Genomic DNA, 26,231 nt, shown 5'->3' with positions numbered 1-26,231 from the left:
TCAGATCTGCGCCAGAGCCTGGTCGATATCGGCGATCAGGTCGCGCTTGTCCTCCAGGCCGCAGCTCATGCGGACCAGATCGGGCTGCACGCCGGCGGCAATCAGCTGTTCGTCGTTCATCTGACGATGGGTGCTGCTGGCGGGATGCAGGCAGCAGGTGCGGGCGTCAGCCACGTGGGTCTCGATGGCGGCCACCTTCAGGTGAGCCATGAAGTTGGCAGCCGCCTTACGGCCGCCCTTGACGCCGAAGCTGACCACACCGCAGGAGCCGTTGGGCAGATACTTCTGGGCCAGGGCATGGTACTTGTCGCCGGGCAGGCCGCAGTAGTTCACGTAGGCGATCTTGGGATGGGAAGCCAGGAACTCCGCCACCGCCTGGCCGTTCTCACAGTGGCGGGCCATCCGCACATGCAGGCTCTCCAGACCCAGGTTGAGCATGTAGGCGCTCATGGGGCTCTGGACACAGCCCAGGTCACGCATCAGCTGGGCGGTAGCCTTGGTGATGAAGGCACCTTCCTTGCCGAAGCGCTCGGCGTAGGTGATGCCGTGGTAGCTCTCGTCGGGGGTGGTCAGGCCGGGGAACTTGTCGGCATGGGCCATCCAGTCAAACTTGCCGCCGTCCACGATGGCACCGCCCACGCAGCCGCCGTGGCCGTCCATGTACTTGGTGGTGGAGTGAGTGACGATGTCGGCGCCCCAGGAGAGGGGACGGCAGTTGATGGGGGTGGCAAAGGTGTTGTCCACCACCAGAGGCACGCCGTGACGGTGGGCCGCAGCGGCAAACTTTTCAATGTCCAGCACGGTCAGGGCGGGGTTGGCGATGGTCTCTCCGAAAACCACCTTGGTGTTGGGGGTAAAGGCCGCTTCCAGCTCCTCCTCGGTGCAGTCGGGGGAGACAAAGGTGGCAGTGATGCCCATCTTGGCCATGGTGACGGCGATCAGGTTGAAGGTGCCGCCGTAGATCGAGCTGGAGGAGACGATGTGGTCACCGGCGTTGCAGAGGTTGAACAGCGCAAAGAAGTTGGCGGCCTGGCCGGAGCTGGTCAGCATACCGGCGGTGCCGCCCTCCAGCTCGGTGATCTTGGCAGCCACAGTGTCGCAGGTAGGGTTCTGCAGCCGGGAATAGAAGTAGCCGCTGGCCTCCAGGTCAAACAGCTTGCCCATCTCGTCGGAGCTGTCGTATTTGAAGGTGGTGCTCTGGATGATGGGAATCTGGCGGGGTTCGCCGTTGCCGGGATGGTAGCCGCCCTGTACGCACAGGGTGTTGATGGAATAATTCTGACTCATACTTTTCCGCTCCTTTTGTATGAGCGGGTCACTGGCCCGCATCCGTTTTTTTCACGAATTAGTTCTATTGTAAGAGGTTGCCGCCGTAAAATCAAGAGGAAAACACCGCCCGCGCCGCGAGAAAATCCGAATCATGGGCAAAACGGGTATGGAAATCCCCGGGGGAGTGTGTTATAATAAACAACGGCAGCGGATCCCGGGGATTCCGGAAAAGGCTGAAATGCCGAACGAAACTGCAAAAGAGGTAGAAACTATGCTTACTGCAATCACCGGTATCAACTGGGGCGACGAAGGCAAGGGCCGCATGGTGGACCTGCTGAGCCAGGATTACGACATCGTTGCGCGCTATCAGGGCGGCGACAATGCCGGCCACACCGTCAAGAACGAGCGCGGCAAGTTCATCCTGAACCTGATCCCGTCGGGCATTCTGCGTCCCGAGGTCGTCTGTGTCATGGGCGGCGGTATGGTCATCGATCCCGAGCATCTGGAGAAGGAGATCGCCTCCCTCACCGAGAAGGGTATCCAGATCAGCCCGGCCAACCTGAAGATCTCCGACCGTGCCACCATCACCATGCCCTTCCATGTGGCACAGGATGGCCTGGAGGAGGAGCGTCTGTCCAAGACCGGCGCCCAGTTCGGCTCCACCAAGCGGGGCATTGCCTACACCTACGGTGACAAATACATGAAGAAGACGCTGCGCATGGGCGATCTGTGCCACATGGACGAGGGCGTCAAGAAGCGGCTGACCACCATCGTGGAGTCCAAGAACCTGACGATGGTGAACATCTACGGCCAGAAGCCGGTCAGCGTGGAGGAAGTGTGGGCCTGGTGCGAGCACTACGCCAAGGTCTTCGCGCCGTATATCTGCGATGTGGGCCAGTACCTGGCCGAGGCGGATGAAGCCGGCAAGAAGATCATGTTCGAGGCCCAGCTGGGTGCGCTGCGCGATATTGATTTCGGTATCTATCCCTACACCTCTTCCTCCAACACCATCGGTGCCTATGCGCCCATCGGTGCGGGCATCCCCGGCCACAAGCTGAACCTGTCCATCGGCATCATGAAGGCTTATTCCTCCTGCGTGGGCGAAGGCCCCTTCACCACCGAACTGGCCATGACCGAGGAGGAGAAGGACGTGCTGCGTGAGCACGGCCATGAGTATGGCGCCGCCACCGGCCGTCCGCGCCGCGTGGGTCCCTTCGACGCGGTGGCCAGCCGGTACGGCGTGCAGTGCCAGGGCTGCGATGAACTGGCCCTGACCCTGCTGGATGTGCTGGATTACATGGAGGAAGTGCCCATCGTCACCCAGTACCGTCTGTCGGACGGCAGCCTGACCACCCGGTTCCCCATGGGCAAGACGCTGGACGACGCCCAGCCCGTGGTGGAGAAGATGCCCGGCTGGCACTGCGACATCACCGCGGTGCGCAAGTTTGAGGACCTGCCCGCGGCGGCGCAGAACTACGTCAAGCGGCTGGAAGAACTGGTGGGCTGCAAGATCAAGTATATTTCGGTCGGTCCTGAGCGGGATGCCTGCATTGTCCGCGACTGATCGTCACATCTGAAGAATCCAAACAACGGCGGACTGTGAGGGTCCGCCGTTTTCTGAAAGGGGGAGAACGGGTTGGTAGATCTGCTGATCCGTACTTTCATCAAAAACCATCAAAATACGGGGGACCGTGTGGTGCGCACGGCGTACGGCAACCTGGCCTGCGTTGTCAGCGTTGTCTGCAACCTGCTGCTGTTCGCCGGTAAAACGGCCGTCGGTACGCTGGCGGGCAGCGTTTCCATTACGGCCGACGGTATGAACAACCTGTCGGATGCCAGCTCCAATATTGTGAGCCTGGTGGGCTTCAAACTGGGATCCCGCCCGGCGGATTCCGAACATCCCTATGGTCATGCCCGGTATGAGTATCTGGCCGGTCTGGCGGTCTCGGTGATGATCCTTGTCATCGGTGTGGAACTGCTCAAGGAAAGCCTGGCCAAGGTACTGCACCCCAGCGATGTACAGTTCGGCTGGCTGACGGTGGCGGTGCTGGTGGCCTCCATCCTGGTCAAGCTGTGGATGAGCGTGCTGAACCGCAAGATCGGCCGCACCATTCAGTCCGAAACGCTGATGGCCACGGCAGCCGACGCCCGCAACGATGTCATCACCACCGGCGCGGTGCTGGTGGCCTCGGTGCTGACCTACCTGACCAAGTTTGCCCGGATCGATGGCATCATGGGCCTGGGCGTGGCCGCCTTCATCCTGTACAGCGGCATCCAGCTGGTGCGCGATACCATCGACCCCATCCTGGGTGCAGCGCCGGACCCGGAACTGGTGGAGCATATTGAAAAGAAAGCGCTGGGCTATCCCGGCGTGCTGGGCATCCACGACCTGATGATTCACGACTATGGTCCCGGCAACCGGCTGGTCAGTTTCCACATCGAGATGGACGCCAAGGGCGATGTGATGCAGAGCCACGATGTCATCGACACCATTGAGCGGGACCTGCTGGTGCAGGATGGCATGATCGCCACCATCCATTACGATCCCATTGTCACCGGAAACGCCCATGTGGATGAGATCCGCAGCTTCCTGAAAACCAAGGTGGCGGAACTGGAACCCGAGGCCAATCTGCATGATCTGCGCATCGTGCCGGGCCCGTCCCACACCAATGTGATCTTTGACTGCGCCGTCCCGGCGGAATATATCACCGACAAGCAGCGCCGCGGCGCCAAACTGGTGGCAGCGCTGCGCACCTCGGTGCAGCAGAAATGGCCCGATCATTTCTGTGTCATCAAACTGGAACCGGAATACGCATCTTCCGTACGGAAAGAAAACTGAAAGAAAGAGGAAATCCTATGGACTACAATCAAGCCGCTCTCGAACTGCACGCCAAAGGCCCCGGCAAACTGACGGTGCAAAGCCTGGTACCCTGCAAGGACAAGGACGCCCTCTCCACGGCTTACACGCCGGGGGTGGCGGAGCCCTGCCGCAAAATCGTGGCCAATCCCGACGATGTCTACACCTATACCCTCAAGGGGCGCACGGTGGCCGTGGTGACAAACGGCACCGCCGTGCTGGGCCTGGGCAACATCGGCCCCGAAGCCGGCCTGCCGGTCATGGAGGGCAAGTGTGTGCTGTTCAAGGAGTTCGGCGGTGTGGATGCATTCCCCATCTGCCTGAATGCCAAGACGAAAGAGGAAGTGATTGCAGCCGTCAAGGCCATTGCGCCCACCTTCGGCGGCATCAACCTGGAGGATATCCGCAGCCCGGAATGCTTCGAGATCGAGGCGGAACTGGAGCGGGATCTGGATATCCCGGTGTTCCATGATGACCAGCACGGCACGGCCATCATTGTGCTGGCCGGTGTGCTCAACGCCCTGAAGGTGGTGGGCAAGCGAATCGAGGATGTGCGCATTGTGCAGAACGGCCCCGGTGCGGCCGGCACGGCCATCATCCACATGCTGCAGGTGGCCGGTGCACGGCACATCATTGCGGTGGATGAACACGGCATTCTGGTGCCGGGCCGTCCCGCCGGACTGGCCGGCCATAAGGCCAAACTGGCGGAGGAGACCAACCCCGAAAAACTCAGCGGCGGTCTGGCCGAGGCCATCCGCGGTGCGGATATCTTCATCGGAACATCCATTGCCGGGGCGCTGACGCCGGAACTGGCGGCCACCATGGCGCCGGACGCCATTGTGTTTGCCATGGCCAATCCCACCCCGGAGATCATGCCGGATCAGGCCAAAGCCACGGGCATCCGGGTCATCGGCACCGGCCGTTCGGACTTCCCCAACCAGGTCAACAATGTGCTGGCATTCCCCGGCATTTTCAAGGGTGCTCTGTCGGTGCGTGCCCGGGACATCAACCCGGCCATGAAGATGGCGGCAGCCAGGGCCATTGCCGGTCTGATCCCCGACGAGGAACTGAACGAGGAGAACATCCTGCCCAAGGCCTTTGATCCGCGGGTGCCGGAGGCGGTGGCAGCCGCAGTGGCCCAGGCTGCCCGGGAAAGCGGTGTGGCACGCGTATGAGCAAGATTCGGGAACTGAGCGCCGATACCATCCGGGACGCGGTGGAGGCGCTGTGCATCGAGGCCAACACCAGCCTGCCCAAAGATGTGAAGGCGGCGCTGGACCGGGCCGAAGCCGCAGAACCCTGGCCGCTGGCCAAGGAGACACTGGGACTTTTGCAGCAGAATCTGTGTGTGGCGGCCCAGCAGGATCTGCCCATCTGCCAGGACACCGGCATGGCCTGTGTGTTTGTGGAACTGGGCCAGGATGTGCATATCGACGGCGATCTGAATGCCGCGGTGGACGAGGGTGTGCGCCGTGGCTACGAGAAAGCCTATCTGCGCAAATCCATCACAGCGGATCCGCTGCAGCGGGTGAACACAGGGGACAATACCCCGGCGTTCCTGACGGTGCATCTGGTGCCGGGCAGCGGCTGCAAAATCACCGTGGCCCCGAAAGGCGCCGGTAGCGAGAACATGAGCCGCCTGGCCATGCTCAAGCCTGCCGACGGGGTAGAGGGCGTCAAACAATTTGTGCTGGACACCGTTCGCCAGGCGGGGGCCAATCCCTGCCCGCCCATTGTGCTGGGTGTTGGCATCGGCGGGAGCTTTGACCACTGTGCGGCCCTGGCCAAGAAAGCGCTGCTGCGTTCGTTGGATCAGCCTAATGCAGATCCCTATTACGCCGCACTGGAGAAGGAATTGCTGGACATCGTCAACGCCACCGGCTTTGGCCCGCAGGGATTCGGCGGGGCAACCACCTGTCTGGGGGTATCCATCGAGCAGCGGCCCACCCACGTGGCCTGCCTGCCGGTGGCCGTCAACATGAGCTGTCATGTGACGCGGCGTGCCAGCCGGGAGGTATAAGGATGGGAAAAAGCAAGATTGATATTTCGCTGGATGGCGTGGGGGAGAAGCGCCGCCCTGCCCGCAGCAGCATTGACATTCCGCTGGACAGCGACCAGGGGGCGGCCAGTATCACTGACAAGGAATTTGAGTTTGTCAACCGTCACCATGAAGAGTACAAGGAAATGCGCCGCCGCGCGCGGGAACAGGGAGGTCGCTGATGCAGTACGTTTTACACACGCCGCTTCATAAAACGGACCTGGCCCCGCTGCGGGCAGGGGATACGGTGCTCCTTTCCGGTGTGGTATATACGGCGCGGGACGCCGCCCATGCCCGCATGATGGAATTGCTGGATGCCGGGAAAGAGTTGCCGTTCCCCATAAACGGCGCGGCGATCTATTATGTGGGGCCAACGCCGGAACGCCCAGGCTGTGCCATCGGTGCGGCAGGTCCCACAACCTCCGGACGGATGGACGCCTACACGCCGCGCTTGCTGGACCTGGGGCTTGCCTGCATGATCGGCAAGGGCAAGCGCAGCCAGGAAGTCAAGAATTCGGTGGTCAAGAACGGGGCGGTGTATCTGGCGGCCATCGGTGGAGCCGGCGCCCTGATGGCGCGCAGCGTAGAGAGCTGCGAGATCATCGCCTGGCCAGATCTGGGATGTGAAGCGGTACGCCGCCTGGTGGTAAAAGATTTCCCGCTGACGGTGCTGCTGGATCCCCATGGCGGCGATTTGTACGAGAGCGGCCCGGCCGCCTATCTGTCGTCTTTACATTGAATTGCCTATGAAACGAGCTTTACTTCATTCCAAAATGCGGCGCTGCCTGCTGGGGTGCGCTGTGGCGCTGCTTGCCAGTATTATGGTGGCCTGTGTGCTGGTGGTGCACGCCCGGACGGTGGCCCGCCAGAAGCAGGAAGCTGCCCGGCAGGCCGCGGCGGAGGCACAGGCAGCAGCAGAAGCTGCGGCCGCTGAGCAGGCGGCACAGGAAGAGGCCGCTGCCGAAGCGGCACGCCAGGCGGAAGAACAGCGTCAGGCGGAGGAGGCCGCCGCGCAGCGAAAGCAGCAGGTGGAGGACGCTGCAGCGGCGCACGAAAGTGTGCAGTACGGTGATAAACTGGGAACGATCCGGGTGGAAGGTACGCAGATTGACTGTGACCTGTATTGGGGTGATAGCGATGCCCAGTTTGACGCAGGAGCCGGATGCAGCGCTACGGATGGCTGTGTGCTGCCCGGGGAGAATGGAACGGTATTCATTGGCGCCCATACCGGCACCTACTTTGCGGATCTGGGGTCGGCGGAAGTGGGGGACCGGATTTATCTGGATACCTACTGGGGCAATTTTGTGTATGAGATTACCGAAATGCAGGTTATCTATGAAACCGATATCGATAAGGTGCGCTGGGGTGCTGAGGAGCCGAGCTGCATTTTGTATACCTGCTATCCTTTCGGAATCCTGACCCACACGGATCGCCGGTATGCGGTATACGCCGACCCGGTGGAAGCGGATGCCGACGGTGTGATTCCGCAGTGACCTGCCATTGACAAAGACTGCCAAAGTTGCTACACTAAATTGTGCTATGCGGCTATGGCGGAATTGGCAGACGCGCTGGTTTTAGGGTCCAGTGTCCACGACGTGCAGGTTCAAGTCCTGTTAGCCGCACTTTTATATCGCGCTGCGATGCCATGTTGATATCGCGGCGCGATTTTTTATACTCCAAAGGAGGTGCTGCTTGTGAATGAAGCTATTTTACTTGCCGGTGCGGTCGTTCTGATCTGCATACTGATGAGTCGTTTCCTGGAAAAAATTCCGGTGCCTTCACTCTTGATCTTTATCGCACTGGGCATGTGTTTTGGGGAAAACGGATTGTTCCGCATTGTGTTCAATGACTATGCCGCCGTCAACCTGATTTGTTCGGTCTGCCTGATCTTTATTATGTTTTACGGTGGATTCGGTACCAATCTGCAGGCAGCCCGCCCGGTTTTGGCACAGTCGGTGCTGCTCTCCACAGCGGGCGTGGCGGGAACCGCCGGTGCGGTGGCTTTGTTTGCACATTTTGCCCTGAGCCTCCCCTGGATGGAAAGTTTGCTCATCGGTTCAGTCATATCGTCCACCGATGCTGCGTCTGTGTTCAACATTCTGCGTACCAACAAACTGGCGCTCAAATATCATACCGACTCCCTGCTCGAGGTGGAATCCGGCTCCAACGACCCCATGTCCTATATGCTGACTACCGTTACACTGTCACTGATGGCGGGGGAGAAGGTCTCCATTCCGCTGGTGCTGCTGCAGCAGATCAGTCTGGGCGTATTGTGCGGTATCCTGATCGGCAAGGGGGCAGTATGGCTGCTTCGGCAAAGTTTTCTCGAGTCCCAGCAGAACCGCACGGTGCTGCTTTTCGCGGTCATGCTGCTGGCCTATGCGTTGCCCGCGGTGCTTGGCGGCAATGGATATCTCAGCGTGTACCTGTGCGGCATCACACTGGGAAATACCAGTCTTTCCCAAAAGCGGTATCTGGTTCATTTCTTTGATGTACTCACTGATGTCTCACAGGTAATCATTTTTTTCCTGCTTGGGCTTCTGGTGACGCCCTCAGAACTGCCGGAACTGCTGCTGCCTGCGCTGGGAATTATGCTGTTTCTTACGCTGGTGGCCCGCCCTGCGGTGGTTACAGTGCTGCTGCTGCCGTTCCGCGCACGGTGGGGACAGATCGGAATCGTCTCCTGGGCCGGGTTGCGAGGGGCAGCTTCCATCGTGTTTGCCATTTCGGCGGTGCTCAGCGGCGTGCAGACGCGCAATAATTTGTTCAATCTGGTGTTCTGCATCGTATTGTTTTCCATTGCGCTGCAGGGATCACTGCTTCCCAAGGCCGCCAGACATTTCTCCATGATCGACCATAACGAGGATGTGGCTAAGACATTTAATGATTATCAGGCAGAGAGTGATGTGGATTTCATCAAGATCCATCTGGGAAGTGGGCATCCTTGGTGCGGATGCACGCTGCGGGAAGCGGCGCTTCCGCCGGAACTGCTGGTGACAATGATCGTGCGCGGCAAAGAGACGATCGTCCCGGACGGAGCCACCCGACTGCAGGCCGGCGATCTGCTGGTACTGGCAGCCCGTGCGTTTGAAGATCGAGAAAATATTTCGCTGCACGAGATCAATGTGGAACGCGGTGATCGCTGGGCGGGAAAATCGCTGGCTGAATTGCCGGTACCGGAAGGATGTCTGGTAATCCTTGTCAAGCGAGGCATCGAAACGATGATCCCGACGGGGCGGACGGTGATCAACCCCGGGGATGTGCTGGTGCTGGCCGAGTCCCTGACGCAGCCCAAGACGGCCTGAATCTATGATTTTGGGAATCCCCGATGGAGACTTGAACCGGCGGGGATTCCGTGCTTTATATGAAATAAATCAGGAAAAGCAAGTGCCTTCCGAAAGACAGCGAGGCGCCTACCTAGAGGTGCGATATGGTTTGAACAGAAATTTCGCCTCAAACAGGGAACAGAGCATCTTGCCAGTTGGCTGCATACCTGTGTTATAGTATGACGTGGTATCAGCAGTACCATGCCTGTTAAAAGAACGTCTTTTACATAGAGGTTCTTTTTGCGCCGTCTGTACAATCAGGGGAAGGGGGATCACCTATCACAAAAGTTCTGTGAGATTTTTGCTGGCGGGAGCCGGTGAATCGGGAATGAAAATCTTCCTCAAATGAACGGGGGTTACATTGCGCTGTTCGGATCCCCGGCAGAATAGGAAAAGCCAGAGCGCCTTGATTACACAAGGACGTCTGGCTTTTAAGTTGGTGTCCCTGAGAGGAATTGAACCTCCGGCCTACCGCTTAGGAGGCGGTCGCTCTATCCAACTGAGCTACAGAGACAGGTATAATTTTATTTGGCTTTTGACAGTCACCTTTTTATCAAGGAGATTATTGCGACGTGACCTCAGGAGTCAGGCATGACTCCACTGGCTTAATAGAGTGAAAGGAAATAGGACTTATCACGAGCAACTATGTTATTATAGCCAATTCCCGGAGAAAATGCAAGTCGGCCGCGGGGCGCCTACGGGGACACCGCTTTCTTGCCGGGCTACTTGTCAAAAAGACCCACGATGCGCGAAAGCTGACGAAGTCAATGAATGCTACCCGAAGTGAACGACCACATAGGATGCCAAAATGCGTTATAAATGACGTGGATACGTGTGTTTTGCTGAGCCATAAAATTCTTCAAAAAAATAGTAAAAAAAATCAAAAAAAGGCTTGCATTTCTCTTTTTGTTTTGCTATAATAATCAAGCACTCGGAACTGCGGTGCACAAAACAAAATAAGGGAGCTTTCCCGAGTGGCCAATGGGGACAGACTGTAAATCTGCTGCTTAATGCTTCGGTGGTTCGAATCCACCAGCTCCCACCAAAAAAGACCTCGTAGAATCGATATTCTACGAGGCTTTTTTTGTTTGGGGACCCCGTTTAGGACCCCACTTTCGGTGGTTATCAATTATCAAGGTACCTCCCTAAAATTTGGTCCACCTCTCCGGCAATGCGGGGATCGTCATCGCATAGTTTATGCGCATACACACCCCCTGTATCCATGCTGGCAGATTGACCACACAATCTTCATAGATCTCCTTCCGGCAGGTTCTGCGCCAAAGGGATAAAGGTGTGGCGCATTTCATAGCAGCTGATGGCTGTGATGCCATTAGAGTGCGCATAAGACTTTCATTGATACCGGCTCTGTTGGTTTATGACTGGAAACAAAGGGCTTTCCGGGGCTGTAGGCATCCCGATGGCGTGAAGTAGCTCCAGCTGTTGCTCAACAATCCGGCGGGCAAACGAATTCAGCCCAAAGGTTCGCCCGGCGTTCTGTTTTTTTCCCGCTGGTTGTCTCTCCGACTTCCAGTGCCAGGGCGGTATAACCATTGATACGGCACCATTTTACAAATTGCTGTTCTATGTTGCGTAATCCGCGCAGGGATTTCAGGCTGAGCGGCCCTTTCGAAGGACGGTGCGTATCTTGTCGCAGACAACCTTTCTGCGCGGAAAGATTGAGCACTCTTTGCAGGTGACCCTCATTCAAGCGAGAAATTCGTAAGTTCCCGCATACAGGCAGTATGTAAGTGCGGCCAAATTTCCGTGCCTGATCAACGGTGCTGGTTCCCACCCGCTTTTCTTTTACCAGATAGAGGAGAAAGTACTCCCATAGTTCTGCGACAGATGGATCATTATAACTCCATTCATGAATTCAAAATCGAATACAGTGATAACGATAACTGGCTGTTGCATGATCCCACCATGTTATGGTTTCAAAACACATTCATGGATGATTACCTGAAGGAATGGAAAATACGCAAAAGAGAATTGCGAGAGAAAACGATCACCCTGGAAGAATGTACCGAGTGGAAACTCCAGTGGCCATATTCCTGCGATGGTTGCGGAAAAAATAAAGCTCAGAAGCAATGGCGAGTTTTACAGAAAGACACTTCCAATAAAGAAAATAGATAAACACATCAGTTTTCAATCTGCTTTTACATCAAAACAGCGAGACAGACGCCTCCCTTAAGGAGGGACTATCTCGCTGTTTTGATGTAATAATTCGATTTGCAGCAGATGTATTATCACGTCAAGTCATGCTGAAAAGTGCTCCCAACAGCGGAGCGACAGCCAGCATTGCAAAAGAAAAAACAAGGGACGAAACAGAAACCAGCGTTGCCCTTCGAGAGGAGGGGACCATTTCGTTCAGTACAACATCGCTGCACACGTCCATCAAATCATCCAGTGTCCCTGCCAGAAATCCACCAGCCAGCACCGCAGGGAGCCAAGATGTGGCGGCCAGAAGCGTTCCTGTGAGAACGCCGGTACCACACAGCACCACAACCAAACGGTACCGCAGCCGACCTGTAAGGCGGGCAATTTGCAGCCCCAGTGTGCCGCTCAGTCCCAGCAGAAACAACACCGGGCCCAACCAGCCGTCAGGACCCCCAATAACCGGCAGCCGCGCCTGGAGCAGATAGAGCAGCATAGTCGCCACAGATCCTACCAAAGCGTTGCCTAACATCAGCTGCAGGACCTTTGGGCTATGGACAACAAACCCAACGCTTTCCTTTACGGCAGCACAGATGCGCTGCATTATATCGCTGTCAGCGCCCTCGCTGTTTTGAGATTCCTGTAGCCGCATGGCTGGCCACAACCCCAACAATGCCAGGGTCAAATCCACGCCGTAGGCGGCACGCGGACCGATCCACAGTGCGGCTCCAGTGCACAGCGTGGACAATGCCGTTCCGATTCTCCATATAGTTGTGTCATTGACGGCAAACCGTTCATAGGCACTTTGCTGACCGCATTGTTTGAGGCTCTCATAGACAAGTGCTTCTCGGGCCCCGGAAGCAAAATTGTAACCCAACGCACTGAGTGCCATCGCTATACAGACACCCCCTATAGAGCCAGAAAGCATCATGGCAACGGAGGCCATTGCGGACATACATTGGCTGGCGATCATACAGCGTTTACGTCCAAATACGTCGGCAATCACGCCGGATGGAACTTCAAATAAAAGGCTGGTGAGGTGAAAGACCGCCTCTGCCAATCCGATCTGGGTCAGGGAAAAGCCCCTCGCTGCCAGTAGCGCTGCCCAGCAGGCGCCTGCAAACTGGAGGCTTCTCAGTGCCGTTATGGAGTAGATGAGGCAAATCTGCCGTTTAATAGTAAACATAAAAAATCTCCTTTTCTCACAGGTGTCTGCAAGTAAAAGGAGATAGTGCACAGCTTTTCACGTCCAAAAGCACATCAACGTGCCATCTTGACCTTCCAAAAGGGCGCACTATCCCCCTGAAAGGCCAAAACATTGCCTTTTTTCAGTTGGATCTTAGAAAATCTCCAAGCCATTTGTGCGCCCTCCTTTCTTTTTGAACTGTGTCAGTATATCATTTCCCCGACTTTTGTGTCAACAACAGGCTCCGGAGCTTAACCCCTTTTCTATAAGTGTACATTACATATTTTTTCCGCCGCTTAATGGAATAGCTGAAGGGCTTCAGGGGAAGATTCCCCTGACAAGTGGCATTTTGCCGGTGTATGCCAGCATGATGCCGTGCTTGCCAATTTTTTACCTCACTCTGTTAACAGCTGAAAAGGAGAGCGCCCTCTGCAGAGAAAACACTGACAAACCGGAAGTCCAAAATAGGCACTCACATCTTCCTTTTCAGCCAGTAGCTGTTTTGCTTATTTCGGTACTTACTAATCTCCCATATTCAGTTGCGTTGGGTTCTCCAGAACTGGAAAATCCAATCATGGGTTTTCCGGCTTTGGAGAATCCTCTTGTATGCTTTGGCAAAATGAGAACCCCAACTCTGTGGGGAGAGTAAAAAGCTTCGGCTTCAAGAATCGAGTGAAGCGAGAAAAGAGCAACAACTTTACTGTTGTCAAGAAAGTTGATTTTGGATAAACAGCGTCCGCTTACGGGCTGTAGGGCAAGTGATGCGAGTGGCAGATTTTTCAATGCTTTTTGAGAGGCTTGCCGGTACGATGCCCTTCTAGGGCTTACACAAGGCCCCGGCTTAGCCGGGGGTCATGACTGCCATTTTGGAACAGGAGGGAAGATGCTGGCATTGTTTTGTCATATTCCCAGAAAAAAGTGATTCATGGAATGCAGGTCCTTCCTGGCGTTTCGAAAAGATGAATAAAAGTCAAACAGGCCCGGCCCGGAGAATCTCTCTCCGGGCCGGGCCTGTTTCGCTGTATACAATAAGAAACAATCAATGGTGTTGGCAGGTAGTCAGATTTCCTTTTCTTCGCCGGGATCCCAAAGACTGGGCTTGGGCTTTTTGGGGGCAACCAGGGAATCCACACTGCGGCTGATTTCAGCTTTCTGATAGGTATTGCGGGACAGGCAGGTTACATACAGCGTGTCGATGAGCATCAGCATGGGCACCTGGGGAGAAATCCGCAGGCCGCCGCCAATCTCACGCAGGGAGAGCAGGTGGACAACTTCGTCAGGTGCATTGGTGCCCTTTTCGGGGCGCTGCCCGCCGGTAAACAATACGGTACGGGCTCCACGCGCTTTGGCCATCTGCAGGCCGCCCATGATTTCGGCTGTGCGGCCGCTCATGGTAAATGCAAGTACCAGATCCCCTGGACCCACCAGGGCCGAGGTGATCTGGATCAGCTGGGAATCGGTAACTGCCTGAATCCAAAGTCCCAGGCGCATGAACCGAAGCTGAAAATCCTGTGCGGCCAGGCCGGAATGCCCCATTCCAAAAAGGAAGATACGTTGGCTTTCATCCATGATGGCTGCGATCCGGCGCATCTGGGCATAGTCAATGGAAGAAAAGGTATGTTCCATCAGAAGACTGTAGAGACCCTCCACCTGGGAATCTGTGGCAGGGGACGGAGATTCCCCTTCGCTGCCGCTCAGTTCCCGTTCGTATTCATAGCTGAATTCCCGGTATCCTTTGTAACCGCACTTCTTGGCAAAGCGGGAAAGGGTGGCCTCGGACACGTAGAGCAATTTGGCCAGGTTTTTGGAGGCCAGATCCACCGGCTTAGTGTTGTTCAGGAAAAAGTCGGCCACAGTTCGTTCCACTTGGGTCATTTGATTATAAGTGTCCATGATGCGATGGATCGTTCTGCGGTATTGCATGAGGTTCGCTTCCTTTGTGCAGGGGGAAAGGGTACAGACAAGAATCACTACGCGAAACTATAGAAGTATGAACACCATTATAGGGCGGGCTGAAGAAAAAAACAATGCATGGATATGCACGAAAAGCGGGTGTGCGTGTTGAAAAAATAGGTAAAGATTTGAACAAATAATCGAAAAGTGTGACAATTTCGAAAAAGACACTGTATGTTTTGCGAAAAAATAAGGCGAAACTTCAAAGAAAAATAGAGAATATGCACAGAAACGCCAGCGGAGTACGACGCACCGGAAAGCCCAAAACAGAATCTACTTTCAATCCTTTGCAACTTCTTTCAGAAATGCCGCCATCTATTGAAAGCCGGAAAATGGATGATTATACTAGGAAAAAACAAAGAAAGACACAGGTAAACAGGAGGTATTCTGCACAAAGGAGGCGAGGCATTATGGCATGGCGGATCAATGGGGATCACACAGCGCGTGCGGCAACGGTTCTGCAAGAGTTGCTGCCGATGGTGAACCCGAGTGAAGACCATCGCACGCTGTATGTTTCCGAAGGAGCAGAATCCGGTTTCTGCATCGAGGCAGACCGGGAAAAAATTTCCATTCGGTATCACGATCTGCGGGATCTGGCACGCGGCTTGCTGGAGGCGGCCAGCTGCCCCGGTGAAGGGGGAACCATCCAAAGACGGTGTACTTTTCCGGACTTTGGTGTGATGGTGGATATTTCCCGCAATGCAGTGTTGCGTCCGGAAGCGGCGCGAAAACTGATCCGGTTGTGTGCTTTGATGGGGTACAGCTTTGTGGGCCTCTATATGGAGGACACAATAGATATCCCGGGGGAGCCGTATTTCGGGTACCAGCGCGGTGCCATGACCCCCGAAGAACTCAAGGACCTGGACCAGTATGCGGCCGGCCTGGGCCTGGAACTGCGGCCCTATCTGCAGACGCTGGCCCACCTCAACCAGATCATGCGGTACCAGCGGTATGATGAGATCCGCGATACCGAAGACATCCTGCTGGCCGGGGATGAGCGGACGTACCGTCTGCTGGATAAGCTGCTGAAGACGGTATCGGAATGTTTTACCACCCGGAAAGTCAACATAGGCATGGATGAGGCCGCCCTGGTGGGAGCTGGCAAGTATCTCGAGCAAAACGGCTACCAGCCCCGCATCCAGGTATTGCAGCAACATCTGCAGCGGGTTCTGGCCCTTTGCGAGTCCCACCATCTGCAGCCGCAGATGTGGAGCGATATGTTTTTCAACCTGGCCTATGGCAGCTACGATCAGGCGGCGGCCGGAGCAAAAGCCCGCTGCCGGCCGGAAATTCCGCCGCAGGTGGAACTGGGATTCTGGGACTATTACCATGTGGGCAAAGAACGGTACAAGGCCATGCTGCAAAAGCACAAGCAGATGACCGACCGGGTGGTCTTTGCAGGCGGTGCCTGGAAATGGAGCGGTTTTACCCCCTGCAATGCCTTCAGCATAGAGACAGGACGGGATGCTCTGCAGGCCTGCATCGAAGAAAAAATACGGTCCGTGGTGATCACGGCCTGGGGAGATAACGGCGCCGAGGCAAGTGTATTCTCCATATTGCCGGTCTTGTATGCAGATGCGGCGCTGGCCTGGGGAATTCCGAAAGAGACAGAGGGATTCCGCATCCTTACAGGAATCCAGTTCCAGGAGTTTCTCCAGTTGGATCGTCCCAGCCGGTTCTCCGAGGATCCGACGGTCCACGGAAATGCCAGCAAGTTTCTGCTCTACAACGATCCCTTGCTGGGCACCTTTGATTCGCTGGTTCCCGCGGATGTGCAGCACTTTTACGCGAAGGCTGCCGGGCAGCTGGAACAGATAGAAGCCCGGGCAGGGGAGTACGCCATCCTGTTCCGCACCCAGAAAGATCTTTGCAGGGTACTGGAACGGAAAGCAGACCTTGGCAAACGGATCAAGACGGCCTACGACAGCCGGGATAACAAAGCACTGGAAGACCTTGCCGAAACGGTCATACCGCAGACAGTGCAGCGGCTGGAAACATTCCAGAATACGCTGCAGGAGCAGTGGCTGCAGGAAAACAAAGTATTCGGTCTGGAAGTCCAGCACCTGCGCCTGGGCGGGCTGCGAAGCCGCTTGCTGTACACCCGGCAATGCCTGGCGCGTTACCTGGACGGTACGCTTACAGCCATCGAGGAGCTGGAAGGCGAAAGGTTGCCCTTCGCCTACTTTGATAACAGTGAGATCGCCAGCCTGAACTACAATCTGTGGTCATGCAACGCGACCCCGGCAGTTTTATGAATTAAGCGCTCCCGAAACAGAAACAGGTACAGGCAATTTCCCGGAGGGAGCGTTTAAGAATATCAACAGAAACAAAAGGAGGACAAACACATGAGAAAAATTTGGAAACAAGCAGCAGCTGGTTTGTGTGCAGCCGCGCTTGCAGCCACCTCTTTGGCAGGCTGCGGGCAAAGCGCCAGCAGCACCGCTGCCTCCGAGGCGGCTTCCGGTTCCGGTTCGACCGCTTCCGGCGAAACAGCAGAGCCCGTCACGCTGGAGTTCTGGACCATCGCGCTGCAGCCCACGTTCACCGATTTCCTGAACGGCCTGATCGACAAGTATGAGGCCGAGAACCCGGGCGTTACCATCAACTGGGTGGATCTTCCTTATGATTCTATCCAGCAGAAGCTCGTCACGGCTACGGCGGGCGGCACCTCTCCGGACGTGGTGAACCTGAACACCCAGATGACCCTGACGCTGGCCGGCAAGGGCGCGCTGGTGGACCTGGAAAAGGAAGCAACCGAGGAGCAGAAGAGCGTCTACGTCCCGAGCCTGTACGATTCTGCCCGGATCGGCGATTCCGTCTACGCCTTCCCCTGGTACGCCTCTCCCAACATCATGTTCTACAACAAGGCGCTGTTTGAGCAGGCCGGCCTGGATATCAGCACCCTGCCCACCCAGTACCGTGAAGCTTTCGACGCCGCCAAGACGATGAAGGAGAAGACCGGCGCCTATCTTTACAACCCGCCGGAGTTCTTCAACCTGCTGTTTGAAGAGGGCATTCCCATTCTGAACGATGACAACACCGCAGCAGCGTTCAACACCAGCGAGACGGTAGACCTGCTGAACAGCTTCAAGGAACTGACCGATCAGGATATCCTGCCCAAGAACAGCAAGTGGGGTGACTGGGATACCGAGCTGAAACTGTTCGAGACCGGCCAGCTGGCCATCGTGAGCTCTTCCGGTTCTTCCCTGAGCCGTATCAAGGATGAAGCCCCCGATGTCTACAACAACATTGGCGTGGCAGCGCCCCTCACCGGCAGCGAAGGCTTCTCCCGCAACGCGCTGATGAACCTGGTCGTGCCTGAGGCCAGCAAGCATCACGAGGAAGCCATCAAGTTTGCTGCCTACATCACCGGCGACGAATGCCAGCTGGAATTCTGCAAGCAGACGGCCATCTTCCCGTCCACCATCAAGGCCAGCCAGGATCCCTACTTCACCTCTGACAGCGAGACCCTGGAAGGCCAGGCCCGCATGATGTCCGTTGAGGTGAGCGACACCTCCAAGGACTACTCTCTGGGCACGGCCGGCCAGAGCGAGATCCAGGATGCCGTCAACCAGATTCAGGAAGCGGTCATCCAGAATGGTACCGACACGCAGACTGCACTGGATAACGGTGAAAAGGCTGTGAACGATATTCTGGCTCAGACTGCCGAATAAACAACTGCACGAAAACCACCGATGCCGCCAGGGAGCGTAGAAATCCCTGGCGGCCCTTTTCAAAGGGGCCTTGTGGGTTCCTATTTCAGCAGATCGTTGCTACAACGCAAGGCCCCGTTGAAAAAGGCCGAAAGCTGGCGGTTTGCGGAGCAAGGGGGAAGATGCTATAATGAAAACGTCTACGTCGGCAGCTGTTTCCAATAAAAAGCGGCGGCCCATGCGCCTTCAGACACGGCAAACCATTCTGGCGTATCTGTTCATGGCGCCGGCATTGATTTTGCTCATTATCTTTGTATTTGCACCGATTGTGGGCAGTTTGCCGCTGATGTTTTTTGATTACTCGGTACTGGGCAAGACGAAGTTTGTGGGCTTTGACAACTTCATCACGGCCTTCCATGACCGCAACTTCCAGGCGGCGATTGTGAACACCGTCCTGTTCGTGGTGGTTGTGCCGGTGATCCAGATTCTGTCCATCCTGCTGGCAGTGCTGGTCAACCGGAAGCTGCGGGGCATCACACTGTTCCGCACGATGTATTACATCCCGGTGGTCACTTCCATGGTGGCCATTTCTATCATGTGGGGCTTCCTGTTTGATCCCAGCGGCCTGATCAATACCGTACTGAAAAACTGGGGCGTGATCTCCAGCTCCCTGGGATTTTTGACCGACAGCCGGACCGCCATGCTTTGTATCATGTTCATCACGGTCTGGCAGGGCCTGGGCTATTATATGATGATGTATCTGGCCGGTCTTCAGTCCATCCCCAAGGAGATTGTGGAGGCCGCCTATGTGGACGGCGCCACGCCGATCCAGGCATTTTTCCATATCAGGCTGCCGCTGCTCAAACCCTATATCTGGTTCTGCAGCCTGAACTCGGTTATCTCGGCGGTGGGCGTGTTTGACGCCGTCTTCGTGCTGACCCAGGGCGGCCCCGACACCGCCACGATGGTCATCGCCTATTACTCCTACTACAAGGCCTTCAACAGCTTTGAATTCGGTTATGCGGCCACGGTAGGCTTTGTGCAGGCACTGATCACCGGTATCATCAGCATTGTCGTCTTTGTGTACGGCCGTAAGGGCGAAAAGGGGGAGTTGGCATGATGTACGGAACAAAAAGCCAGCGGATGGTTCGTGCCGTTCTCACTTATATTATGCTGATCCTCATTGCGATTATCTGTGCCGGGCCGTTTATCTGGCTGCTGGCGGCATCCTTCCGCTCCGGCCAGAACATCTATGATATCAGTCTGATCCCGGAAAATCCTACCGTGGAAAACTACGTGGGCGTCTGGGAGTTCCTTTCGGTGCCGCGCTACTTGCTCAACACGGTGATCATCACGGTGGGTAGCATCGTGCTGGACGTGATCCTCTCGGCACTCTGCGCCTACCCGCTTGCCTGCATGCGCTTCAAGGGCAAGAATGTGGTGCTCAGTTTGCTGCTAGCCTCGATGATCATTCCGGCAGCGGCTGGCATGATCATCAACTATCTTACCATTTCGGCCATGCATCTGCTGGATACCCTGGCGGGCGTGATCCTGGTGGGCTCCGTCAAGGTGTTCAGCATCATTCTGATGCGGCAGGGCTATCTGGGCGTCCCCAAGGATCTGATCGAGGCCGCCCGCATTGACGGGGCAGGGGAACTGCGGATCTGGTGGCAGATCATGCTGCCCGGCATCATGCCCACCATCTCCACCGTCATCATTTTTGACTTCATCAGCCGCTGGAACGAGTTCCTGTGGCCCATCATCGTGCTGCAGGATCCCGAAAAGTACCCCCTGGCCGCCGCCCTGCAGTATCTGAACGGCTCCTTCAACTATAAGTTCGGGTATATTGCCGCGGGCGCTATTATCTCGGTAATTCCTGTCATCATTGTCTTTATCCTGTGCCAGAAAAACTATATCGAAGCGGTCAGCGGCGCCGTCAAGGGCTGATCGGAGGAGGAAAGGATGCTTCCTGGATATTCCGTCTGGATTGAAATCCAGGCCAATAAAGCCACCATTTCCGATGCCCGGAAGTTCCGCACGGCCATGCAGCATTGCGCCGAAGCCGGTGTGGATGCGGTCCTGTTGAGTGTACGGGATACCAGCGGTTATGTGCTGTATCCCAGCACATTGGCGCCGTCCTACAGTGAGTACGATCCGACCTTTGCGCCGGGCGTGGATTATCTGCGCCAGTGTCTGGAGATCTGCCGGCAGGAAGGTATTGCCCTGTATGCGGCCATGGATGTGTTTGTGGGCGGCAACCGAAACGACCCCAGGCCGGAGATGCCGGCATTACGGCACCCGGACTGGCAGGCGCAGGTGTATGGACTGGATGCGGCGGGCAAACCTTGTGTGTCCCCGGTTCTGCAGGCCGGTTCCTTGCAGACGGTCAGTTCCATCGACGACTTCGGGGAGCTGTTCCTGGATCCCATGAATCCCGAGGTGCAGCAGTACCTGCTGGACATTGCCGGAGAGGTGCTGAGCCGGTATCCCGTTCAGGGACTGGTTCTGGACCGGGCACGCTATGTGGGGCTCTGTTCGGATTTCGGCCCGCTGACACGGCAAGCTGTGGAACAGCTGGCCGGAACGGCGGCAGGGTGGCCCGCATCGGTCTACCGGATTCAGGCAGGCAAGGCGGAGCCGGGACCGCTTTTCGATGCTTTCCGCATCAGCCGGGCCAGGGCAATCCGCGGGTTTATGGAGCGGATGCAGTCCTGCGTGCATCGTTTCCCGGGGCGTGTGCTGCTGGACTATACCGGGTCCTGGTACCCGCTGTATGACCAGGTGGGAGCCAACTGGGCTTCTCCCCGGTATCTGCCGCAGGAATACGGTTTGGCACGGCCGGAACAGTATCAGCAGGCGGGCTACGCACCGCTGGTGGATAATCTGCTCTCCGGCTGCTATTACCCGGAAATCACAGAGCGGGAGGCACAGGACAAACCCGCCTACTGGTACAGCGTGGAGGGCGCCGCCCGGTTGGCCCGGCAGGTGGTCATGGGCGACACGCCGGTGACGGCAGGCCTCTTTCTGGACCAGTACCGCGACGCGCCTGCCCGCATTGCACAGGCAGTTCAGATGTGTTTTGCCCAGACCGGCCGCTGCATGCTGTTCGATCTGAGTTATCTGGAAGGGGATGGCTGGTGGCGATATGCACAGCGCTCTACCGCTTTGCAGCCGCTGACCGGCGCGGAATTGCCTGCCCTGCATATCCTGCTCCAGAAGGCATTGCCGCAGAGCTATGATCTGGGAAGGGAACGTCTGGAGCGGGCGGCCTTCCACGATCACGCCATACTGCAGACGGCCACCCTCTGCCTGAAACGATGGGACGGCAGCCTGTTGGGAGCGGTGGTGTCCAAGCGGTTTGAACCGGGGGCGCCGCCCTACGGTGGCGCCGGATGTATCAGCGTGCTGGTGGTCGATCCTGCCTTCCAGAAACAGGGATGGGGCAGCTGCCTGTACAGGGCAGCTGAAACGGCCATGAATAAACTGGGCATCCGCAAAATCTTCCTGGGACAGGATGTATGCAACCTGTTTTCGGGGGTGCCGGAACCACTGCCGGAGAAGCATGCATTCTTTAAACACCGTGGCTATGAGATGTGCGTCGATGAGCACTATGATCTGGAGGCGGATGTGACGCAGGATCCCCTGATCGATGCCTTTGACGTGAGCGGATTCACTTCGTATACGGCGGAGCCGCTGCAGCGGGGGCAGGAAGCCGCCCTGTTTGCTTTTTTGCAGGCGGAGTTCCCGGGACGCTGGCTGGAGGAGATGCAGTCCTTCCTGGGGAGCGGGGGAAATCCCGGAGAAATCATGCTGCTCCGCCCGAAAAACGGTGCCGTGTGTGGATTCTGCAAGATTTCGGTGAATCCGCAGGGGCGTTCCGGGCTGGGGCCCATCGGCATCAGCGCCGGGGTACGCGGCCGGCGGCTGGGAGAGTTCCTGCTGCGGCAGTCTTTGCTGCAGCTGCGCGCACTGGGGGCTCATATCGTCTGTATCGACTGGACCATCCTGAAAGAGTATTACGGCAAGTTCGGATTTTTGCCGGTGCGCAGATACCGAGGAGGAGTAAAAACATGTTGAACAGAAAGCTGAAGCTGGTATTGCTGCCACTGGACGAGCGGCCCTGTAACCGCCTGTTTCCCCAGCATTTGTTCCGGCACAATGGGATTGAACTGGTGGTTCCCGAGGCGCTGGGCAACAAAAAGCAGCCCGCCGATTTGGAAAAGGTGGACCGGTTTCTGTTGGAAGCCTGCCGTGATGCGGACGGACTGGTTCTTTCCCTGGATACGCTGCTCTATGGCGGGCTGGTGCCTTCCCGGATCCATCATGCAAGCCCGGAAGACCTGGAGCCGCGTCTGGATATCATCCGGAAGCTCAAGCAAGAAAATCCGAATCTTCTGATTTACGGCTTTCAGGTGATCATGCGCTGCCCGGACTATTCCAGCGACGATGAGGAGCCGGATTACTATGAGCAGTACGGCGAACAGATTCATCGGGCGGGAGAAATCCTGCACCGCAGTCGCCTGGGACTTTGCGGGGACCAGGAACTCAAGGTGATGCTGGAGGAAATTGATCAGGACAAGCTCAAGGATTATGTGGATCGCCGCTCCTGCAATCTGCAGCTCAACCATCGGGCGCTGGAACTGGTGGAGCAGGGAATTCTGGATGCGCTGGTGATTCCCCAGGATGACTCTGCACCCTATGGGTACGCAGCCATGGACCAGCAGGCCGTCCGGGATGAGATTGCCCGCAAGGGGCTCATGCGGGATGTACTCATGTATCCCGGCGCCGATGAGGTGGGTCTCACCCTGCTGGCCCGCATGTTGAACCACATGGCGGGCTGCAAGCCGAAGGTCTATGTGAAGTATGCGGCGGAGGGCGCTAAGTCGGTGATCCCGATTTATGAAGGGTGTTCTCTGGACACCACCATCCGCAACCAGCTGTTGTCGGCGGGCTGCCAGGTGACGGATTCGTATGAAAATGCCGATATCATCCTGGCCGTCACGGCGCCGGCGGAACGGATCGAGGAAGCGGTACAGCAGCCTTCGCGGGCGCGTGGGTACTGCGTGGAGCGCAGCCTGCCGGAACTGGTGGACTTTGTGGAAGAACGGGTCCGGGAGGGGCGCATTGTGACCATTGCCGACAACGCCTACGGCAATGGCGGTGAGCTGCTGCTGATCCGCATGCTGAACCATTCCGGCCTGCTGGACAAGGTGGCCGGATACGCCGGCTGGAATACCTCGGCCAACACCCTGGGGACCGCCATCGCGGAAGGGGTGGATGCCTATCATTTTGGCATCACGCAGTCGCATCAGAACTTCCTGGCGGAACGGTATCTCGAGGATGCCGGCTACTGCGGACTGGTACGGGCGCGTGTTACCCGCACGCTGAGCCAGTACGGCATGAACTATTTTGACGTACATGAGCAGAACGGCATCATCAGCGAGAAGGTCCGGGAGGAGCTGGAGCAGTTTGCCCGCAAGGAGCTGTCCTCCATTGCGCCCCGGGTGAATCTGCAGCATGTCTGGATGCCCTGGCGCCGCATGTTCGAGGTCGGTCTGGATGCCACCATGTGTCCGGAACCCATTGCCAGAGAGGCCTGAAAACTCCATAAGCGTAAAACAAATAGCCCCGGCAGATTCTGGGAAAGAATCCGCCGGGGCTTCTTCATCGGGAAACAGATACAAACAGAAAAGGCGGGCCGCATGGCGGCACCGTCCTGAAAAGAGACAATTCGGATCAGCAGCAGAATACGCCGCCACGGCCGCAGCAGCACCAGCTGCAGATATTGCACACCACCAGATACATCCAGAACGACAGGCAGAACCGGCCGGGGTTGCCGCTGGGCTGGGCATAGGGTTGCTGATAGCTGGTGTAGGACTGCCCGGGACTTTGCAGCTGGTCCAGCAGATTCTGGTAGGCGTAGTTGTTGGGCTCCATTGACACCGCCGTGCGGGCTTCCTCCCGGGCGCGGATGTTGTTGCCAAGCCCCTGGTTGGCCAGGGCGCAATAGTAATGCCATTGGGCAGTGCGCTCGTTGGAGGAGATGCCGTTCAGAGTATTCATCGCCTCGGTATAGAATCCGTTGCGGATATAGTTGGCTGCGGCGCGGAGTTCGGGGCTCTCCTGGCCGGTGGTGTAGGTCTGGCGGCTGCCGCCGGTTGTACCGTAAAATCCGAATCCGAAAGGCCCGAACCCAAAACCGCCGAAGGGATCTTCCTCATACCCGGTGCCGTAACCGCTCTGGCGGTAACCGTAGGGATTGCCGGAACTCTGCTGCTGGTAACCCTGGTACCCGGTGGATCCGCCGCTTTGTTTGCGGCGCATGATCTCGCTGTAGGCGGCCTGCACTTCCTTGAATTTTTCCTCGGCCGAAGGATCATCGGGGTGCAGGTCGGGATGATACTGCTTGCATTTCTGGCGGTAGGCTTTTTTGATGGTCTCATCGTCGGCACCGGGGGCGATGCCCAATACGCTGTATGGATCAGTCATGCGGATGACGCCCCTCTCTGTGCTTTCTCACCAGCGCGTATTTGCTCCACACGCCGGAATAGATGGTGTTGTACAATAACTTCCCCTCCGGAGAATCCTGCAAAATCGGAAGCAGGGAAAACTGCTGGGCACACAGGCCCATCTGCTGGGTGAGCAGTTCGTGGCACTGTTCTTCATATTCGGCAGGAGATACCCTGTCCGCCAGATGGGAAAGGGCGTTGTATCGACCCTTCTGCCGATCCTTTTCCAGATCATCGTATGCATCCATCAGGTAGATGAAGCCACCCAGTCCGCGTCCCATTGCCTCCAGGGTGGGAGCCCAGATGTCATCCCGGCAGGCAAAAACAGCCCCCAGCAGGGTGCCGAAGGCGTTGCACAGGGCATCCAGGTCGTGGGAACCGGCTTCTTCCAGCAGGTTCAGCGCAGCCAGCTGTTCGGTGATCACACCGTATTGCCGTGGCCATCGCGCCTGGATCCCGGGCAGGTAGCTTTCCAGCTTCTTCGCCTGACGAAGGCTGGCGCGCCGGTGATCGTCCTGCCAGTCATCCAGAAAGTTGTAGTAGGCGAGGGCAACGGTCATATCGGCAGCATAGTCCAGAAAGGAATTGTCCGCCCGCGGGCGCGGCTTGATGGGATGCGGTGCACAACGCCCGGTGCCAAAACGGGTGGGGGGCTCATACAGGGCACTCAGCAGAATGGCCACAAAGGTAATATCATAGCTGAGTGTCAGACGCCCGGGCAGACCGTAGCGGCGGCCCAGAGCCTGGCAAAGCCCGCAATAGTAAGCCTGATAGCGGTCAAGGTCTTCTTTTGCCAATCCCTTTCGATAGATGGTAACATATCCAAACATCGGCCGTCAACTCTTTTTGGTGAACTGGGTGGCGCATTTGGGGCAGGTGATGGAGATTTTGCCGCGCCCGCGGGGAACGCGCAGCTGCTGCCCGCAGTGAGGACAACGGTAATAGTGATACTGCCGGCGCTTCTGAAACCGTGCTTTCCGGACGGAAAACCAACCGGTCACTTTGCTCTCCAGAGAGAGGTACTTCAGGTTCTCCCGGTACCGCTTCTGGATGTTGCGGCTCAGAATGCGGAAGTAGCAGTAAATCAGCAGGAGCAGACCCAGCCAGTACAATACCGGGCTGAACAGTGCCCCCAACACGATCAGGATCAGCGAGCAGCTGGATAAAAATCCGCTAAAACGGTCAAAACCGTAGCGGCCGGACATGAAGCGCTGCAGCCAGGCTTTCATCGAACAAACCACCTTTTCGGGGGAATCCCGTAATTTCGCTCCCTATTATGGCATATA

The 26,231-nt window shown here is 56.9% G+C and carries 20 protein-coding genes and 3 tRNA genes; 16 read left to right on the top strand and 7 right to left on the bottom strand.

The features are described from left to right. Positions 1-1,287, bottom strand: a complete 1,287-nt coding sequence (locus ABGT73_RS06845; protein ID WP_346669050.1) for an O-acetylhomoserine aminocarboxypropyltransferase/cysteine synthase family protein — start codon at positions 1,285-1,287, stop codon at positions 1-3. 253 nt (positions 1,288-1,540) lie between these two features. On the opposite strand from ABGT73_RS06845, the gene ABGT73_RS06840 reads away from it, so the two are divergent. The 9 genes from ABGT73_RS06840 (at position 1,541) to ABGT73_RS06800 (ending at position 9,469) form a co-directional block, all read left to right on the top strand. Beyond that, entirely contained in the window at positions 1,541-2,833 is a 1,293-nt protein-coding gene (locus tag ABGT73_RS06840) for an adenylosuccinate synthase (protein ID WP_346669049.1), read from the top strand. 72 nt (positions 2,834-2,905) lie between these two features. After that, positions 2,906-4,108, top strand: a complete 1,203-nt coding sequence (locus ABGT73_RS06835; RefSeq protein ID WP_346669048.1) for a cation diffusion facilitator family transporter — start codon at positions 2,906-2,908, stop codon at positions 4,106-4,108. A gap of 17 nt (positions 4,109-4,125) precedes the next feature. Further along, positions 4,126-5,301: a malic enzyme-like NAD(P)-binding protein gene (locus ABGT73_RS06830; RefSeq protein WP_346669047.1), complete on the top strand. Its 1,176-nt coding sequence runs from the start codon at positions 4,126-4,128 to the stop codon at positions 5,299-5,301. A 5-nt stretch (positions 5,302-5,306) separates the two neighbouring features. Continuing rightward, positions 5,307-6,146 carry a fumarate hydratase gene (locus ABGT73_RS06825; RefSeq protein WP_346670318.1) on the top strand — a complete coding sequence of 280 codons (840 nt, stop codon included), beginning with the start codon at positions 5,307-5,309 and terminating at the stop codon, positions 6,144-6,146. Positions 6,147-6,148: 2 nt separating this feature from the next. Then, positions 6,149-6,346, top strand: coding sequence for a hypothetical protein (locus tag ABGT73_RS06820; RefSeq protein ID WP_346669046.1), 198 nt, complete (start codon positions 6,149-6,151; stop codon positions 6,344-6,346). Then, positions 6,346-6,903, top strand: coding sequence for a Fe-S-containing hydro-lyase (locus ABGT73_RS06815; protein ID WP_346669045.1), 558 nt, complete (start codon positions 6,346-6,348; stop codon positions 6,901-6,903). Before ABGT73_RS06820 ends, ABGT73_RS06815 begins: the two co-directional genes overlap by 1 nt. Positions 6,904-6,910: 7 nt before the next feature. Further along, the gene (locus ABGT73_RS06810; protein ID WP_346669044.1) at positions 6,911-7,657 is read left to right on the top strand and encodes a class D sortase; all 747 of its coding nucleotides are present in this window, start codon (positions 6,911-6,913) and stop codon (positions 7,655-7,657) included. 48 nt (positions 7,658-7,705) lie between these two features. Continuing rightward, positions 7,706-7,786 (top strand) — tRNA-Leu (locus ABGT73_RS06805). A 72-nt stretch (positions 7,787-7,858) separates the two neighbouring features. Further along, a complete protein-coding gene (locus ABGT73_RS06800) occupies positions 7,859-9,469 on the top strand; it encodes a potassium/proton antiporter (RefSeq protein WP_346669043.1) in 1,611 nt (536 codons plus the stop codon). Between the two features lie 458 nt (positions 9,470-9,927). On the opposite strand, the gene ABGT73_RS06795 is transcribed toward ABGT73_RS06800, so the two are convergent. Then, a tRNA-Arg gene (locus ABGT73_RS06795) sits at positions 9,928-10,004 on the bottom strand. A 446-nt stretch (positions 10,005-10,450) separates the two neighbouring features. On the opposite strand from ABGT73_RS06795, the gene ABGT73_RS06790 reads away from it, so the two are divergent. Then, a tRNA-Tyr gene (locus ABGT73_RS06790) sits at positions 10,451-10,535 on the top strand. A 1,206-nt stretch (positions 10,536-11,741) separates the two neighbouring features. On the opposite strand, the gene ABGT73_RS06785 is transcribed toward ABGT73_RS06790, so the two are convergent. Together ABGT73_RS06785 and ABGT73_RS06780 are read right to left on the bottom strand one after the other, a co-directional pair. After that, on the bottom strand, positions 11,742-12,830 hold the full coding sequence (locus ABGT73_RS06785) for an MFS transporter (protein WP_346669042.1): 1,089 nt from the start codon (positions 12,828-12,830) through the stop codon (positions 11,742-11,744). Between the two features lie 1,059 nt (positions 12,831-13,889). Next, entirely contained in the window at positions 13,890-14,753 is an 864-nt protein-coding gene (locus tag ABGT73_RS06780; protein WP_346669041.1) for a MurR/RpiR family transcriptional regulator, read from the bottom strand. Between the two features lie 440 nt (positions 14,754-15,193). On the opposite strand from ABGT73_RS06780, the gene ABGT73_RS06775 reads away from it, so the two are divergent. The 6 genes from ABGT73_RS06775 to ABGT73_RS06750 all read left to right on the top strand — a co-directional run bounded on the left by ABGT73_RS06775 (position 15,194) and on the right by ABGT73_RS06750 (position 24,036). Continuing rightward, positions 15,194-17,038 (top strand): beta-N-acetylhexosaminidase, encoded by a 1,845-nt coding sequence (locus ABGT73_RS06775; RefSeq protein WP_346669040.1) that lies wholly within the window; start codon positions 15,194-15,196, stop codon positions 17,036-17,038. Positions 17,039-17,128: 90 nt separating this feature from the next. Continuing rightward, entirely contained in the window at positions 17,129-18,457 is a 1,329-nt protein-coding gene (locus ABGT73_RS06770; protein ID WP_346669039.1) for a sugar ABC transporter substrate-binding protein, read from the top strand. Between the two features lie 169 nt (positions 18,458-18,626). Continuing rightward, positions 18,627-19,556, top strand: coding sequence for a sugar ABC transporter permease (locus tag ABGT73_RS06765; protein WP_346669038.1), 930 nt, complete (start codon positions 18,627-18,629; stop codon positions 19,554-19,556). Next, positions 19,553-20,383, top strand: coding sequence for a carbohydrate ABC transporter permease (locus ABGT73_RS06760; RefSeq protein ID WP_346669037.1), 831 nt, complete (start codon positions 19,553-19,555; stop codon positions 20,381-20,383). The genes ABGT73_RS06765 and ABGT73_RS06760 overlap by 4 nt, the downstream gene beginning before the upstream one ends. Before the next feature lie 15 nt (positions 20,384-20,398). Then, a complete protein-coding gene (locus ABGT73_RS06755; RefSeq protein ID WP_346669036.1) occupies positions 20,399-22,513 on the top strand; it encodes a GNAT family N-acetyltransferase in 2,115 nt (704 codons plus the stop codon). Beyond that, complete coding sequence (locus ABGT73_RS06750; RefSeq protein WP_346669035.1) at positions 22,507-24,036, top strand: DUF4127 family protein; 1,530 nt, start codon at positions 22,507-22,509, stop codon at positions 24,034-24,036. Before ABGT73_RS06755 ends, ABGT73_RS06750 begins: the two co-directional genes overlap by 7 nt. Positions 24,037-24,172: 136 nt before the next feature. On the opposite strand, the gene ABGT73_RS06745 is transcribed toward ABGT73_RS06750, so the two are convergent. Genes ABGT73_RS06745 through ABGT73_RS06735 form a run of 3 tightly spaced genes read right to left on the bottom strand, consistent with a single transcriptional unit; the run spans position 24,173 to position 26,174 of the window. Continuing rightward, a complete protein-coding gene (locus tag ABGT73_RS06745; RefSeq protein WP_346669034.1) occupies positions 24,173-24,925 on the bottom strand; it encodes a DnaJ domain-containing protein in 753 nt (250 codons plus the stop codon). Next, positions 24,918-25,775 (bottom strand): DUF5685 family protein, encoded by an 858-nt coding sequence (locus tag ABGT73_RS06740; RefSeq protein ID WP_346669033.1) that lies wholly within the window; start codon positions 25,773-25,775, stop codon positions 24,918-24,920. Before ABGT73_RS06740 ends, ABGT73_RS06745 begins: the two co-directional genes overlap by 8 nt. A gap of 6 nt (positions 25,776-25,781) precedes the next feature. Continuing rightward, the gene (locus ABGT73_RS06735) at positions 25,782-26,174 is read right to left on the bottom strand and encodes a hypothetical protein (RefSeq protein ID WP_346669032.1); all 393 of its coding nucleotides are present in this window, start codon (positions 26,172-26,174) and stop codon (positions 25,782-25,784) included. Positions 26,175-26,231: the final 57 nt, after the last annotated feature.

Source organism: uncultured Subdoligranulum sp., assembly GCF_963931595.1.
GTDB lineage: Bacteria > Bacillota > Clostridia > Oscillospirales > Ruminococcaceae > Gemmiger.
This window is presented reverse-complemented; position numbering and strand designations above follow the sequence as displayed.